This is a genomic window from Sorangium sp. So ce296 (assembly GCF_051529605.1).
GTDB lineage: Bacteria > Myxococcota_A > Polyangia > Polyangiales > Polyangiaceae > Sorangium > Sorangium cellulosum_D.
Genome location: NZ_CP150325.1, coordinates 6,814,262 through 6,828,934, shown reverse-complemented (window position 1 = coordinate 6,828,934; position 14,673 = coordinate 6,814,262). Strand labels below are relative to the sequence as shown.

Annotated in this window: 11 protein-coding genes; 4 read left to right on the top strand and 7 right to left on the bottom strand. The window is 73.5% G+C overall.

Features of this window, described 5'->3' with window-relative positions:
- Positions 1-276: 276 nt before the first annotated feature.
- On the bottom strand, positions 277-1,548 hold the full coding sequence (locus WME98_RS25440) for a cytochrome P450 family protein (RefSeq protein WP_437953657.1): 1,272 nt from the start codon (positions 1,546-1,548) through the stop codon (positions 277-279).
- On the bottom strand, positions 1,545-2,162 hold the full coding sequence (locus tag WME98_RS25435) for a TetR/AcrR family transcriptional regulator (protein ID WP_061624523.1): 618 nt from the start codon (positions 2,160-2,162) through the stop codon (positions 1,545-1,547). Before WME98_RS25435 ends, WME98_RS25440 begins: the two co-directional genes overlap by 4 nt.
- A gap of 167 nt (positions 2,163-2,329) precedes the next feature.
- On the opposite strand from WME98_RS25435, the gene WME98_RS25430 reads away from it, so the two are divergent.
- The 4 genes from WME98_RS25430 (at position 2,330) to WME98_RS25415 (ending at position 7,576) form a co-directional block, all read left to right on the top strand.
- Positions 2,330-3,082, top strand: coding sequence for an AzlC family ABC transporter permease (locus WME98_RS25430; RefSeq protein ID WP_437953656.1), 753 nt, complete (start codon positions 2,330-2,332; stop codon positions 3,080-3,082).
- Positions 3,079-3,408 (top strand): AzlD domain-containing protein, encoded by a 330-nt coding sequence (locus WME98_RS25425; RefSeq protein WP_437335524.1) that lies wholly within the window; start codon positions 3,079-3,081, stop codon positions 3,406-3,408. Before WME98_RS25430 ends, WME98_RS25425 begins: the two co-directional genes overlap by 4 nt.
- A gap of 90 nt (positions 3,409-3,498) precedes the next feature.
- Positions 3,499-6,720 (top strand): P-loop ATPase, Sll1717 family, encoded by a 3,222-nt coding sequence (locus WME98_RS25420; protein WP_437953655.1) that lies wholly within the window; start codon positions 3,499-3,501, stop codon positions 6,718-6,720.
- Between the two features lie 100 nt (positions 6,721-6,820).
- On the top strand, positions 6,821-7,576 hold the full coding sequence (locus WME98_RS25415; protein ID WP_437953654.1) for a glutathione S-transferase: 756 nt from the start codon (positions 6,821-6,823) through the stop codon (positions 7,574-7,576).
- Positions 7,577-7,633: 57 nt separating this feature from the next.
- Here WME98_RS25415 and WME98_RS25410 read toward each other — a convergent pair whose 3' ends face one another.
- The 5 genes from WME98_RS25410 to WME98_RS25390 all read right to left on the bottom strand — a co-directional run bounded on the left by WME98_RS25410 (position 7,634) and on the right by WME98_RS25390 (position 14,602).
- A complete protein-coding gene (locus WME98_RS25410) occupies positions 7,634-8,314 on the bottom strand; it encodes a DJ-1/PfpI family protein (protein WP_437335521.1) in 681 nt (226 codons plus the stop codon).
- A gap of 260 nt (positions 8,315-8,574) precedes the next feature.
- Positions 8,575-9,516 (bottom strand): hypothetical protein, encoded by a 942-nt coding sequence (locus tag WME98_RS25405; protein WP_437335520.1) that lies wholly within the window; start codon positions 9,514-9,516, stop codon positions 8,575-8,577.
- Positions 9,517-9,567: 51 nt separating this feature from the next.
- Positions 9,568-10,878, bottom strand: a complete 1,311-nt coding sequence (locus WME98_RS25400) for a hypothetical protein (protein ID WP_437953653.1) — start codon at positions 10,876-10,878, stop codon at positions 9,568-9,570.
- Positions 10,879-10,880: 2 nt separating this feature from the next.
- Positions 10,881-13,034 (bottom strand): hypothetical protein, encoded by a 2,154-nt coding sequence (locus tag WME98_RS25395; protein WP_437953652.1) that lies wholly within the window; start codon positions 13,032-13,034, stop codon positions 10,881-10,883.
- Positions 13,035-13,048: 14 nt separating this feature from the next.
- Positions 13,049-14,602, bottom strand: coding sequence for a DUF1501 domain-containing protein (locus tag WME98_RS25390; RefSeq protein ID WP_437953651.1), 1,554 nt, complete (start codon positions 14,600-14,602; stop codon positions 13,049-13,051).
- Positions 14,603-14,673 lie beyond the last annotated feature (71 nt).

The window sequence follows — 14,673 nt, the reverse complement described above, 5'->3', positions numbered from 1 at the left end:
CGTCGCGCGCTCGGCGCGCTCCCGGCGACCCGCTCGCCGACGATCGCACAAAGCCTGGGCTCCCCGGAGCGCATGAGGCACGGTGAGTGCATGGAGCATGCCGGTCGCCGTGCTCCCGATCGCGTGAACGGGAGCACGGCAAAGGCCCAGCCATGGACAGAAACACGTGGGTCCTCCCCCGGCTTTCCCGGCTGCGCAGGGGAAAAGACGGCCTTTCTGCCACACCGGGACACTGCGCGACATGGGCGCACGAACGCCCGGCGCGAAGAGCGTGCTCTACAGCGGCGCGCCCGCCTCAGGCGGTCGCGCCGCCCGGGGGACGGAGTAGACCGGCGCCGCCGCGCACTTCACCGGCAGCCGGTCGAGCCCGCGCAGGATGGATGACGGCTTCCACGTCAGGGAAGAACGCGGCACGGCGAGCCGCAAATCGGGGAGATCCTGGACGATCGCGGGAAACGCGATCTGCGCCTCGAGGCGCGCCAGCGGCGCGCCGAGGCAGTAGTGCACGCCGCTGCCGAAGGCGAGGTGCCGGTTGGGGTCGCGGTCGAGCACCAGCCGCTCGGGGCTCGCGAAGACCTCCTCGTCGTGGTTCGCCGAGCCGAGCACCGCGAAGAGCCGCTGTCCCCGCGGGACCACGCGCTCGCCGAACGCGACGTCCTCCGTCGTGTACCGCTCGGTCGCGAGCTCGACCGGGGTCGTGAAGCGCAGGAGCTCCTCGACCGCCGGCTTGATCAGCGCAGGCTCGCGCCGCAGGCGGTCGAGCGCCTCCGGATCGTCGAGCAGGGCGAGCGTCCCGCTGGCGATCAGGTTCACCGTCGTCTCGTGGCCCGCCACGACCAGCAGCATGACCATCGCGAGCAGCTCGTCCTCGCTCAACCGGCTGCCCGCCTCCTCGGCGCGCACGAGCGCCGCGATGAGATCGTCCCCGCTCGTCCGGCGGCGCCGCTCCAGCAGCGCGCGCAGGTAGCGCTGGAACATGTAGAGAGACGGCGTCGCGAGCACCATGTCCACGCTCGTGACGATCCCGATCAGGCGGTTCGTCCAGGCCCGGAAGCGCGGCCAGTCCGCCTCGGGAATGCCGAGCAGCTCGCAGATCACCGTCATCGGCAGCGGCAGCGCGATCTCCTCCAGGAGGTCGATCGCGCCTCGCGCCCGCGCCCGCGCGATGAGGCGCTGGGTGATCGCCTCGACGCGCCCGCGCAGCTCCTCCACCCGCCGCGGCGTGAAGACCTGATGCACCAGGGCGCGCAAGCGGGTGTGATCCGGCGGGTCCTGATCGAGCATGTTCTTCGTGAACGGGCGGAAAAACCCGGGTGTCCATGGTACCTGCCTGGCCCGCTCCTCCGGGCTGAGCGCGCGGTACGGGTCCTTGCCGAGGCGCGGGTCCTTGAGCGCAGACGCCACGTCGGCGTAGCGCGTCACGAGCCACGCGGGCTTCCCGTCCTTGAGCACGGTGCGCACGACCGGCGCCTCGGCGCGCAGCCGCGCGTACACGGGATAAGGGTTCGCCTTGTGCTTCGCGCTGGAGATATCCGGGATCGACATCATGCTGGACCGCCTTTCTTGGAAGCTCGTGGCCGCCTGGGCCGGCGCCCCGCGCCCGCCTCGGGCTGCGCGAGCGCGAGGAGCGCGTCGCGCAGCGCCCGCAGCTGGCCTTCGCTGAGCGCCATCGCCCCGAGCGCCTGTGAGAGCCAGAAACCGTCGAGCGCAAACTGGATCGCGATGGCCCGCCCCTCCGGGATGTCCTCGGCCGCGTCGCGCGCGACCGCCTCGGCGGTCAGCTTGCTGCCGTGGCGCGCCAGCGCGGGCTGAGCGCTCGCCGCTTCGATGATCGCGAGGAGCAAGGCGCGAGGCGCGGCGGTCTCGCGCTTGTCCTCATCGAAGGTCAGCGCGATCTGCGCCCGCAGCCGGGCGCCCCGGGGCTCCGGGTCCTGCGCCGCGCGCCTCGTGGCGTCGTCGTTCACCCGCGCCGTCAACCGATCGACGATCGCCATCAGGAGCGCGTCCTTCGTCGCGAAGTGGTGAAAGAAGCCCCCTTTGCTGATCCCGGCCTCGGTGATCACCGCCTCGACGGTCAGCTGGTTCACCCCGCGCGAGACGATGAGCCGCTCGGCCGCGTCGAGGATGCGCTCTCGCGCGCTGGAGTAGGTCCGCGCCGGCATCGATGAGGTATACCGACCAGTCGGTCGGTATGCAAGGCGATCGCTCCCCGCCGGCGCCGGGCGCCGGAGGATCCGGGAGCAGCCGCCCTGGGCGGGCGGCGGCGCCGGGCTGGCGGCCTTGACTTTTGCAGCCCGTCTGGACAGTTCCTACCCCCTCGAGCGACCGCATGTCCTTCGCCGCCTTCGCCCGCGCCACCGCGCTCCACCCCGAGTTCCGCCGCGGCGCGCGCGAGATGCTGCACGTGTCGCTCGGCGTCGCCGCCTGGGGGCTCGTGACCGGCGTCGCGATGCTCAAGAGCGGGCTCACGGCGCCGCTCGCGGTGCTGATGTCGCTCGCGGTCTTCGCCGGCAGCGCGCAGCTCGCCGCGATGCCGCTCATCGCGTCCGGCGCGCCGATCTGGGTCGTCTGGGCCACCGCCGCCTGCGTGAACCTGCGGTTCGTGATCTTCAGCGCGATGTGGCGGCCTTACTTCGCGCCGCTCCCGCGCTGGCGGCGGTGCCTGTGCGGCTACTTCAGCGGCGACCTGAACTACGTGATCTTCATGAAGCGCTTCCCCGTGCCCGGCCCGGCGCCCGAGCAGGAGCCCTATTTCTGGGGCGGCGTCGCGACGAACTGGTCGGCATGGCAAGCCTCGTCGCTGGGCGGCATCGCGCTGGCCAACGTCATCCCGATCGAATGGGGCCTCGGCTTCGCGGGCGTGCTCGCGCTCCTCGGCGTGACGTGCTCGCTGCTCCAGGACAGGGCCACCTGGCTCGCCGGCGGCACCGCCGCGAGCGCCGCGGTGGCCGCCTACGCGCTGCCGCTGAAGCTCAACATCCTCGTCGCCATCGCCGCCGCGGTCGCGGTCGGCCTGGGCACCGAGGCGGCCGAAGGGGCGCACCGACGCGCGCGCCAGGGGGCCGAGGAGGCCCGGCGATGAGCCCCTGGGAGATCTTCGTCGCCATCCTCGGCCTCGCGCTGATCACGGCGTTCACCCGCGCCTTCTTCCTGTACCCCGACCAGGATCTGCCGCTGCCCGGCTGGCTCCGGCGCGGGCTGCGCTACGCGCCGCTGGCCGCGCTTGCGGCCGTAATCGTGCCCGAGGTGGTGATGACGGACGGGCACCTGATCGCGACCATGCAGGACGCGCGGCTGCCCGCGAGCCTCGCGGCGAGCGTCTACTACTTCTCTCGCCGCGACATCCTGGGCACCATCGTGACCGGGATGGCGGTGTTCCTGCCGCTGCGCATCGGACTCGGCTGGTAGCCGCGGGCACACCGGTTCTCCTGAAGCGCCGGGGCTGGTACGCTGCGCGACATGTCGGATGAGAGTGCCCACCGACCGGAAGGAGCCACGGTGTCCTCCGCGGGTCAGAGCGACCCGTCGCGGAAGCGCCTCGGCCCGGGGGACGTCGTTGGCGAGCGCTGGCGGCTCGAGGAGTTCCTCAAGAAAGGGGGCATGGGCCGGGTCTTCCGGGCGGCCGACCTTCACCTCGGCGGTCCGGCGGCGCTGAAGCTGATGGATCCGGGGGTCGTCGGGACCGAGAAGGCGCGCGCCCGCTTCCTCCGCGAGGCGCAGACCGCGGCGAAGCTGCGGGGCACGAACGTGGTGCAGGTCCTCGACTTCAACGTCGATGCCGCGACGCAGGTGCCCTACATCGCCATGGAGCTCCTCCGCGGCGAGGACCTGGCCGAGCGGATCGCCCGCGGGCCGCTCTCCTACGAGGAGACGGTGGCGGTCCTCGGCGACGTCTGCAGCGCGCTCGGCAAGGCCCACCGCCTCGGCGTCGTCCACCGCGACATCAAGCCGGCCAACATCTTCCTCGTCGACGACGATCGCCCGCTCTGCAAGGTCCTCGACTTCGGGATCGTCAAGCTCGAGGACCTCGGGCTCGATCGCCAGGGGACGCCGCAGACCGACGCGGGCGCGACCCTGGGCACCGTGAGCTACATGAGCCCGGAGCAGATCGCCAACGCCCGCGGCGTCGATCACCGCGCGGACCTGTGGTCGCTCGGCGTGATCGCCTACGAGTGCATGACCGGGCGCCGGCCCTTCCGCGGCGAGTCGCTGTACGAGCTGGTCCACAAGATCTGCTTCGATGTCCCGCCGGCGCCGTCGCGGCTGGCCGAGGTCCCGAGCGGCTTCGACGCCTGGTTCGCCCGGGCGACCCACCGCGACCGCGACCGCCGGTTCGCCTCCGCCGGCGAGCTCCTCGAGGCGCTCCGGGCGCTCGCCGGCCGCCCGCCGGACAGGCCCGCGCAGAGGCCGCCCCCCGGCGGCCCGCCCGACCTCCCGAAAGACCACAGCTGGATCTCGGACGGCAACCAGATCGACATCGGCGCCCTCAAGGACCTGACGTTCAAGAACGCCGTGGTCCGCGAGTTCCTCGACAGCGCCAAGAAGCACTTCGTCTCGGGGAGCAAGGGGCTCGGCAAGACCCTCCTCCTCACGTACAAGCGCTCGGTCCTCAGCGAGATCTACCTCGCGACCGGCCGCGAGCGCCGCCACGCCGCCGTGCAGTTCATCCCGGAGGGGCGGCCGTACCTCGATCTGATGGGCGACCTGCCCAGCGTCGACCAGCCCCAGCGCGACCTCATGTCGCGGCTCCACGACTGCAAGCGGCTCTGGAGCTTCAGCCTCCGCCTGTCGATCGTCTCCTACCAGTCCGGCGCCGGCGCCGGCGATCCCGACGACCTCTCGCCGCTCCCCCGGAACCTGCGCGGGCTCCTCGAAGGCCGGCCGGTCGAGCCGACGATGGTGCTGAAGGAGCTCCTCTCGATGACCGTCCGCCAGATCAACCAGGTCGTCGACGCGATGGAGCGCCCGCTCGAGCGGCGGCTCCGCTCGCTCCACAGCGGCGTCTTCATCTTCATCGACAAGCTCGATCAGGCGCTCCGTGGGCTGCCGCGGGACGCGTGGATCCACATGCAAGCCGGGATGATCGAGGCCGCGTGGGACCTGATGAACGCGAACCCGCACGTCAAGATCTTCGCCACGATCCGGGAGGAGGCGTTCTCGGCCTACGAGTCCGACATCAAGAACAACCTCTTCGGCGCGACCGCGAGGCTCCGCTACGAAAAGCACGAGCTCTTCGAGCTGCTCGAGAAGCTCACGTATTATTACGAGAGGCTGCCGCTCCGCGAGTTCATCCACCTCGACGAGGTGCGCGCGGGGCGCTCGTCCCGCGGCGAGTCGACCTTCGACTTCCTCTGCCGGCACACCCTCGGGCGGCCGCGCGATCTCGTGATCCTCGCCTCGGAGATCTCGCGCAACCGGCAGGCGCTCGACGAGCGCACCTTCACGCGGATCGTGCAGAGCACCAGCGCCGGCCTCCTCGTCGCCAACATCTTCGACGAGATGCGGGTCTTCCTCGAGGTGCTCCGCCACCGCGACAAGCGGGCCGAGTTCCTCGCCCTGCTCCCCAGCGACGTCCTCACCCACGACGAGCTCGTCGAGGTGTGGTGCAAGTTTCACCAGGTCGACCGCGCGTACTTCGACGCTCACGGCCGGGACGCCGACGACGTCTACCACCCTTTCCGCGAGCTCTTCGAGTGCGGCCTGCTCGGCGTGCTCGGCGCCGAGCCCGGGGCCGAGCGCCAGGTCCAGCGCTTCCGCCAGCCGCACGACGCCGTGGTCGGCTCGCGCCACGCGCTGCCGCGATCGCGGTATTACCTGCTCCACCCTTCCCTGCGCGCCTTGATCGAGCCGCTCCCCGGCGGCGGCCGGTTCAACGCGATCCGCAACGTCGTCATCGGCCACGGGGAGCCCTGGCCCCGCCACTGGGACCTCGTGGTCGACGTGCAGCGCGAGCTCTTCCGGCGCCCGGACGCCGACGAGGAGATCGGCGACGCGGTGTTCTCCCTCCTCGACCGCCTCTCGGCCGATATCGCCGACGGCGAGGGCGAAGGCGCCGCGCGCCGTGCGATCGCCGCCTCCCCCACCTTCGCCCGCCTCAGCGCGCACCTGGAGCGCATCCACTGGGACGAGCTCCACATCGCGCTCCTCGAGCTCTTCCCGACCGCGCGCCGGGAGGAGGAGCCCGAGCTGACCGACCGGGTGGAGGTGGCGATGCTGCTCATCGATATCGTCCGATCGACCCGCCTGCTCCAGGACATCGGCGATACGAGCTTCGTCGACCACCTCCACCGGCTGCGCGGCGCCCTGCGCGGGTCGACGAGCCCGCGCCTCCTCAAGGGGACCGGCGACGGGTACCTCGCGGTCTATTCCACGGTGGCCCGCGCGGTCGAGGCGGCCCGCGTGCTCCGCGGCGCCGTCGGCGACGCTGCCGAGCTCCGGCTCATCGTCCACTGGGGCCGGGTGCGGATGAGCGATCACGACGTCCTCGGCGCGGAGGTCCACCGGCTCTTCCGGATCGAGGCGGTCACCGAGGAGGATCGCGCGGACGAGCCGAGCTCCGGGGTCGCCCTGCCGCGCCCCGGCCGGGTGACGCTCTCGCGCGCGGCGGCCGCCGCGCTCCCCGACGCGGCGCGCGCGGACTTCCGCCGGGCGGGCGCGTTCCGGCTCAAGGGGTTCGACGCGCCCGAGTCGATCTGGGTCGAGCTCGACGCCGACGCGTGAGATCGCCCGGGGTGGGCCCGAGGGCCGCCGGCGACGAGCCGCGCCCTCGACGGGCGATCGGCCGAGGGCGCGCGGGCGCGTGTGGTAGGCTGCCGGCGCCATGACCGAGCTCCTGGGCCTCGTGTTCTCGCCGTGGACCGAGAAGGCGCGCTGGGCGCTCGACGTCCGCGGCGTGCCGTACACCTTCCGGCACTACCAGCCGCTCCTCGGCGAGCCGGCGCTCCGGTTGAAGCTCCGCCGGCTCACCGGCCGCGTCTCCGTGCCGGTGCTCACCGCCGACGACGGGCGCGTGCTCTCGGACTCGGCCGACATCGCGCGCTGGGCCGACGGGCGCGGCGCAGGTCCGACGCTGTTCCCGGCCGAGCACGAGGCCGAGATCGCGCGGATCGTCGACCTGTCGGAGCGCGCGCTCGCCGCCGGGCGCGCCCGCGCGCTGTCGCGCATGCTGGCCGACGACGAGGCGCTCGCCGAGATGGCCCCGCCGCCGATCCGCCGCGCGCACGGCGCCCTCGCGGCGCGGCTCGGCGCGTTCGGCGTCCGCCGCACCCTGCGCAAGTACGGCGGGCACGAGGACGGCGCCGAGGCGCACCTGCGGACGATGGTCGCGGCGCTGGACGAGCTCCGCGCGACGCTCGCGCGGAGCGCGACGACGGGCGACGGGCCGAGGACGCTCCTCGGCCGCTTCACGTTCGCCGACATCGCGATGAGCCAGGTGCTCGTGAACGTGGCGCCGCCCGCCGCGCTGAAGCTCGGCGCCGCGAGCCGCCGGAGCTTCTCCGACCCCGAGCTGCGCGATCGCTACGCCGACCTCGTCGCGTGGCGCGACGAGCTCTACCGCGCGTTCCGGACGGCCTGACGGGCCCCGTCCGGCGCGCGAGGCATCAGCGGGCCCTCGGGGTCGACGCGCCGCGCCTCACCAGCGCACCGCGGCCTGCTCCGCGGCCTCTTTGGCCTGCGCGAGCGCCGGCGCGATGCGGCCGCGCAGCCCCTCCACCACGGCCGCGGGCGCGGACTCGGGCGAGCCCGCCTGGAACGGCGGATCCGGGTCGTACTCCAGCACGAGCTGCGCCGTCTGCGCGGCCTCCTCGCCTCGCATCTTGGCGGCGATCCGGAGGCCGAAATCGATGCCTGACGTCACGCCGCCGCCCGTGATGCGGTTCTGGTCCTCGACGTAGCGCGCGTCGACGCGCTCGGCCTCGAGGAGGGGCAAGACCTCGCGGAACGCCCAGTGCGTGGTCGCGCGGTAGCCGCGGAGCAGCCCCGCCGCGCCGAGCACGAGCGACCCCGTGCAAACGCTCGTCACGTAGCTCGCCTGCTCCGCGCGCGCCGCGAGGAAATCGAGGACCGCGCCGTCCTTCATCACGGCGATCGTGCCCGCGACGCCGCCCGGAACGAAGAGGATCTCGAGCTCCTCGGGACACGTGTCGAAGGTCGCCGTGGGGGAGAGGGTGATGCCCGAATCCGTCGTGATGGGGTCGAGCGTCTTCCACACGAGGTGTATTTTCGTATCCTCGAGAATGCTGAACGCGGCCTGGGGACCGATGAGATCCAGCGCGGTGAAGCCCGGGTAAATCAGCATGGCGATGTGCTGCATGGGGGAGCTCTCTCCTTCGGGGGTTGTGGGCGACTGCCCGGGAGCGGCGTCGTCCTGCGCGCATCCGCCGAGCGTTTGCAGGGTGGCGAGCGCGGCGCTCACGGCAGCGAGGTCCAAGATTTGTCGGCGTCTCATGAGGCCTGTGTACGCGCTGTCCTCCGGCGCGCCTATGCGACACGTTGTCCTGCGGCGCCGTGTCGCACGCGGGAACGCCGGGAGGAGCAGGCGCGCTCGATTCCGGAGGAGCGCAGGAGCTCGTCCTAAGGGCGCGGTTCGCCGCCTGCCGCGCCGCCGGCGCCCGCATCTCGGCCTCCGGCGCCGCCTCCTCCGGACCACCCGCCCTCTCCGAAGCCACCCTCGCCCAGCCAGCCCCCTTCGCCGAACCCACCTTCCCCCGACCAACCGCCTTCCCCCGACCAACCGCCTTCCCCCGACCAGCCGCCCTCGCCGAACCAGCCCCCGACGCCGGCGCCGGGGTCCGGCGGGCGCAAGTCGCTCAGGTGCGCGAACGCGTCGGATCGCTGGGCCTGGCAGATGCCGAACGGCAAGGGCGGCTGCAGCACGCACGCCGCGCCCTCCCCGCAATCGCCGTCGTCGCAGCAGTATCGCTGGCACGCGTAGAGACCGCCCCTGCACGTGAAGCCCGGGCCGCAGGTCTCGAACGCTATGGAGCAGGTCTCGCAGCTCTCCGCGTCGCCTGTCTGCCAGAGACACTGGAAGAGGCCGGCGAAGGCATCGTAACCGCAGTGCCCCACCTGCCCTTCGCACCCCTCGTTGGTGATGGGATTGCAGGTGACCATGGCCCCGTCGACCACAACGCAGCTCCCGTTGCTCGCGGCCGGGTCGGGCGGCGCATCGATGCACGCCGGGAGGAAGCCGCTGCCAGAGAGGTCGACCTCCGCGTCGATGAGGTCGCCGTCGTCCGAGGTCTGCACCGCAACGCACTCGCCCGCCACCGGCGTGGTCCCTGGCCCGCACCGCACCGCGGGCGGCGTGCCCTCCGGCTCGGCCACGCACTCGTTCCCTCGCTGCACCGTCCGGTCGCCGCATACGAGCGACGGCGCCGCGGCCGCGGGAGGGGCCCCGCCGCCGTCGCCCTTGCAGGACGGGAGGATCAGCGCGCACAGCAGCGCGCCGAGCAGCGCCGGCCCCGCCGCGCCGCCGGGCGCAAGGCGCGCCCCAGGCCATCGCTTCCCAGACATGCTTCCGCTCTCCATCGCTCGGGTGGGTGCCATCGCTTCGGTGTCTCCGGCTCAGTCCAGCTTCGCCCCGGCCTCGATCCACGCGCGGATCGCCGCCCGCTCCTCGGCGCCGAGCGCTCCCCCGACGGGCATCGGCGCGGTGCCCTGGGCCCGCTCGGCGCAGCCGGGCTCGATCTTGCAAACCAGGTAGCTCTCGTCCGCTGCGCCCGGCGCGATCAGCGCCCGGCCCGGCACCTCGCGGGACGGCGCGCCGATGACCTCTCCCCCGGAAAGCGCGGCCCGCCGCAGGTCGAGCCCCGACGCGCGCTCGGCGCCGTGGCACGGGCCCGACGCGCAGCGCTGGTCGAAGATCGCCTGCACCGCCTCGTAGTCCGACGCCGCAGGGCCGACGTCCTCCGGGTCGCTCGGGCACCCCGCGTACGCGATGGGCTCGTCGGCGACGCGCGTGTCCGGCTGCCAGCCCTCCGGCAGCCCGTGCACGAAGCAGTAGAGCGCCCGCGTCGCCTCCTCGGACCAGCCGCCCTCGACGAGCGGCATGCGCGGCCCGAGCTCGTCGCCGAGGAGCCGCAGGTAGAGGAAGCTCCGCTCGGGCCTCCCGGGGACGAGCTGCCTCAGCCCGGCGCCGGCGGCGTCACGGCCGTTGCCGTTCGCGTCCCCGACGACCACGTCGGCCCCCCGCCGCGGCCAGCGCCGCAGGTCGAACGCCCGCGCCACGTCCTCGCCCGCCCGGCTCAGGTCGAGCCGCAGCCGCGACGCGGGCTCGAGCGGCGTGAACACGACGCCGCGGAGCTCCTGCCGGAGCTCGGCCTGGCCCTCCACGACCGGCGCGCGCACCCGCGCCACCGCGCTCACGTCGCCCGCGGGGCCGTCCAGCGCCACCGTCACCTCGGCGGGGACCCGCGGCGCGCCCTCGGGGACGATCACGCGCAGCAGCGCGCGCTCGACGCCGTCCGCGAACACCAGGCGGTCGCCCGGGCGCTCGCAGCCGTCGACGATCGCGCGCGGATCGCCGACGCCGGTCTGGCAGAACGCGCCCGCGGTCGCGATGAACGCCTCGAACGACGACAGCTCGGGCTGCGCCCAGCCGCGGTGGCAGCTGCCCTCGGCGCCCGCGCACGACGGCGCCACCGCGCCCTCGTAGAGGGCCCGCGGCGTCGGGAAGCGCGCCGCGACCGGGTCGTCGCCGGTCGACGCGGAGGCGCTCGAGCCGGTCGGCGCGGAGGCGCCCTGGCCGCTCGACGGCGGGCCGCCGCCGTCGCCGCTCGACGGCGGGCCGCCGCCGCCGTCGGAGCACGACGCGAGCAGGATCGCGCCGAGGAGCAGGCAAGGACGTCCCGGTGCACGGCGCCGCGAGGTGGCCATGGTCACTCCCTCCGCAGCCGGACGCCGCCCGGGGCGCACTCGACCTGGAAGCCGTCGATGGGCGGCTCGGCCGCGAGCCGCGCGCAGACCGCGCCGTAGGCGGCGTCGGGCGGCGTGAGCTTCGGGGTCGCCTCGACGCCGCGCGGCACCAGCGTGCCCAGCATGAACTGCGGCGACTCGAGCAACGCCCCGCACACGCCGCGCACCCGGCGCTCGATCTCCTCGGGATCGAGCGCCGCCACCTCGGCGTCGAGCGAGGCCCCGAGGACCTGCTCGAGCGCCTCGCGCTCGCCCGCGTCGCCGAGCCCGGGGTCGCCGACGATGCGGTCCTTGAGCGCCGCGATCAGGTCGGCCACGGTGGCGTCCGGCTGCTCCGACGCAGCCTCGAGGAGCCGCGCCACGAGGTCGCCCTCCGGGGCGATATCGCACGCGGCGAACCGGTCCTCCCAGACGAGGCGCGCCTGGAAGTCCAGCCCGCGGTGCCCGGGCTGGCCGTCGTCCACGAACACGCCGATCGCGCCGAGGAACGCCGCGTCGGCGATCGGCACGGCGATCGGCGCAGGCCAGTCGAGCGCGCCGTGGGCCGCGCTCAGCAGCGTCCGGCCCGACAGCGGCGCGATCGCGTCCCCGACGCTGTTCCTGCGGCGGGCGGGGTCCTCCTCGGCGATGATCCACGGGTCGAACAGGGGGGCGAACGCATACGGCTCGTCCGCGCAGCCGTCCTCCGGCGCCTGCAGGTTGAACCCGGGGCTCCGGAGCACCTCGAGGAGCAGGCGGACGTGCGAGAAGCCCGAGGCCACGAACGCCTCGGTGACGCGCAGCAGCTCGCCGCGCGACGCGGCGCTGCGGGGGTAGTAGTGCGCGACGGTGAGCGGCGTGCCGATGACCTCGCGCCACACCTCCTCGGCGATGTGCGCCGACACGAGGTACGCGAGCGCCTCGTCCGGGTTCGGGATCTCGCCGCGCTCGCCGCGCGAGAGGCCGTGCTGGCGCAGCCCGACGAAGCCCCGCTGAAGCGCGGCGGACAGGTCCCACATCGACGTGCGCGCGCCGCGCACGCTGCCGAGGAGCGCGTCGACCCCCGCCGGGTCGTCGGTGATCTCCGAGAAGAACTCGCCGCACGCCGCGGTCCAGCCCCAGGGCCGCACCACCGCGTTCGGGAGCACGACGGGCAGCGGCTCGGCGTCGGCCATCGACGCGACCGAGAACCCGCCGAAGCGGAACACGCCGTAGGCCCGGGCGATGCCGTCGTGGCCGTCCTTCTCCGGGGGGCCGCTCGAGTCCGTGAACAGGCTCTTCTCCAAGAGGCCCGGCAGCGGGAAGAACCGGTTCTTGCTCGGCTCCGGGTCGAAGGTGACCGACGCCTCGCCGTTGTGGCAGCGCAGGCACACGATGTCCCGGTGCAGGTAGGCGCCGCTGAACCGCGCGCCGAAGTTCTGCCGGCGCGCGAGCTCGAGCTTCACCGGGTCCGCGTTCGCGCCCTCGAAGCTCTGCGACACGATGCTGAACAGGTTCGCGACGTAGATCGACGAGACATCGTCGCTCTCGAGCGAGCCGAGCATCAGATCCAGCATCGAGAACTCGTCGCCCTGGGCGCGCGCCGGCTCGCGCCGCACGCGCTCGGCGGCCTTCCGGCGGGCTTCGCCGTCGGCGCTGAGCAGCGTCGAGAAGCACTTCGCGGAGCTCTCCGAGGCGCGCACGACGCGCAGGCTGTCCAGGTAGAAGTCCGTCCAGCGGCGGAGGTAGTCGAGCTGCGACGCCTTGATCATGGCGAGCACCGCGTAGCGCCGCCCCGCGCTGAGCGGCGCGCCCTCGGCGAGCGGCGCCCCGCCGTCGACCTGCCGGATGAGGTCCGTGTAGAAGCGCACCTCGTCCTGGCTGCGCGGCCTCCGCCCCAGCGTCGCCAGGTGGGCGCGGCGCACGAACGCCGCGTCGGAGTCCTGGCAGCGCGCGAGCGGACCCCTCGCCTCCTCCACCGGCCGATCCACGCCGGCGTCGGGGAGCTCGGGCGTCGGGGGCGCGCCCGCGTCGTCCTCGATGGCCGGCGTCTCGGGCGCGCCGGGCGCGGGGTCGGGGCCGCAGGCGCCCGCGCCGAGCAGGGCGCCGGCGAGGCCTGTCGCAAGGAGCAGCGTGGAGCTCAGCGTCGCGCGTCTCATCGTGGTCGCCCCGTTCATCCGTGCCCGAGCACCCTCGCGAGCGCCGCCTCCGCCGACTCGCCCTCGTTGCGCGTCCCCTCGACGTCGCTCACGCCGAAGCCCTCCTGGGCGAACGGCCAGATCCCGAGCGCGAGCAGCGCGGCGATCCGCTGCTCCGGCGGCTTCACGAACGTCGTGGCGCGCCCGTCCGGCCCGATGGCCCCGTAGATGCCGCGCTGCTTCTCGCGGATGGGGCCGCCGAGGTACACCGTGACGTAGCCGTAGGGCCAGTGGTTGCGGCCGAGCTCGTTCTGCGCGCCCGGAGAGCGGCCGAACTCCATGTTGAGGATGACGAGGGTCCGGTCGAGGTCGAGCTTCCCCACGGCCTCGGGCCCCTGCTCGTCCGGGCGCCGGACGTGCGACAGGAGCTCGGTGAGCGTGTTGCCGAGGTTCATCGCCTGCGTGCGGCACGTCTCGGCGTGGGTGTCGTAGCCGCCGCCGCCGTCGGCCATGACCAGCCCCGGATCGATGAAGCAGCAGTAGCGCGCCGGCGTCGCCGGGTGCGTGAGCAGGTGCGCGATGACCCGCAGGCAGATGGCCGGGGCGTTGATGTTCTCCAGGCCGCAGAGGGCGGTCACCGTCTGCTCGAACAGCGCGCTGTCGAGCACCGCGTCGAGCTCGTGCGCGCTCGCGACGGCGCGGATCGTCTGGCTCAGCTCGGACAGCCGCGAGGCGCGGAGCGGATCGCCCTCGCGCCTGTACCTCACCCGGTCGCGGTACTGGTCGACGTAGCGCGACAGGAGGCCGTCGAACGCCGCCCGCTCGGGCGCCGCGCCGATCTTCGGCCGCTTCAAGAGCCCCAGGAACTCCTCGCTGCTCGCGCGTAGGAGCAGCGGCCGCGCCGCCGCCGGGTGGAGCCCGGTCGCGAGCGACGCCTGCAGGTTGTCGCCGGGGATGCCGAGGTCCGTGAAGGTGTAGGCGTAGGGGGCGGCGCGCCCCGGATCGCCGTGCTCCATCGCGTGGCGCTGCACGTGGGCGCCGAGGCACGCCATCTGCGGCGAGCCGAGCGCGCGGCCGCACAGCGCGTAGGGAATGGCGGCCTCGTGCGGCTCCAGATCGTGCCGGGTCACGACGACGCGCATGCGATCGAGGACGTCCTTGCGGGCGATCAGCGGGGCGAGGAGCGGCCCGAGGCTCACGTTCATCCCGAGCGCGTCGCGGGCGAAGGGGACCAGCCCGAGGTCGCCCGCCGCGAGCCCGCACTCCGTGAGCACCGAGGAGAGCAGCGAGCTCTCCGGCGCGGCGGGGTTGTAGAAGGTGTGGAGCTGCGTGCCCCGCAGGTCCGGGTTCGGATCGTCGGGGCGCCCGTACGCCTCGACTCCATAGAACGTCTCCCACGTGGTCAGCCCGCCGTACAGGAAGACTTCCAGGATGTTCTCGGCGCGGAGCTCGGGCGGGAGCCCGATCTGCCGGTACGGCTCCGGGGTCTCCCCGAAGGCCGCTCCGGCCCTCGAGCTCCGGAAGAGCGTGCCCGCCGCGGCCATCGCGCCGAGCGCCGCCCCGGATTGAAGAAAACGACGACGTTTCATCGCCCCAGCACCTGTCACCCTCGACCCACCCTCGGCGCGGGGCGCGACGCGCCCCTCAGAGAATTGCCGTT

Excerpts from the sequence above, each read along its gene's own strand:
- WME98_RS25440 (WP_437953657.1), bottom strand. The coding sequence starts at position 1,548 with ATGATGTCGATCCCGGATATCTCCAGCGCGAAGCACAAGGCGAACCCT.
- WME98_RS25435 (WP_061624523.1), bottom strand. The coding sequence starts at position 2,162 with ATGCCGGCGCGGACCTACTCCAGCGCGCGAGAGCGCATCCTCGACGCG.
- WME98_RS25430 (WP_437953656.1), top strand. The coding sequence starts at position 2,330 with ATGTCCTTCGCCGCCTTCGCCCGCGCCACCGCGCTCCACCCCGAGTTC.
- WME98_RS25425 (WP_437335524.1), top strand. The coding sequence starts at position 3,079 with ATGAGCCCCTGGGAGATCTTCGTCGCCATCCTCGGCCTCGCGCTGATC.
- WME98_RS25415 (WP_437953654.1), top strand. The coding sequence starts at position 6,821 with ATGACCGAGCTCCTGGGCCTCGTGTTCTCGCCGTGGACCGAGAAGGCG.
- WME98_RS25410 (WP_437335521.1), bottom strand. The coding sequence starts at position 8,314 with ATGCAGCACATCGCCATGCTGATTTACCCGGGCTTCACCGCGCTGGAT.
- WME98_RS25405 (WP_437335520.1), bottom strand. The coding sequence starts at position 9,516 with ATGTCTGGGAAGCGATGGCCTGGGGCGCGCCTTGCGCCCGGCGGCGCG.
- WME98_RS25400 (WP_437953653.1), bottom strand. The coding sequence starts at position 10,878 with ATGGCCACCTCGCGGCGCCGTGCACCGGGACGTCCTTGCCTGCTCCTC.
- WME98_RS25395 (WP_437953652.1), bottom strand. The coding sequence starts at position 13,034 with ATGAGACGCGCGACGCTGAGCTCCACGCTGCTCCTTGCGACAGGCCTC.
- WME98_RS25390 (WP_437953651.1), bottom strand. The coding sequence starts at position 14,602 with ATGAAACGTCGTCGTTTTCTTCAATCCGGGGCGGCGCTCGGCGCGATG.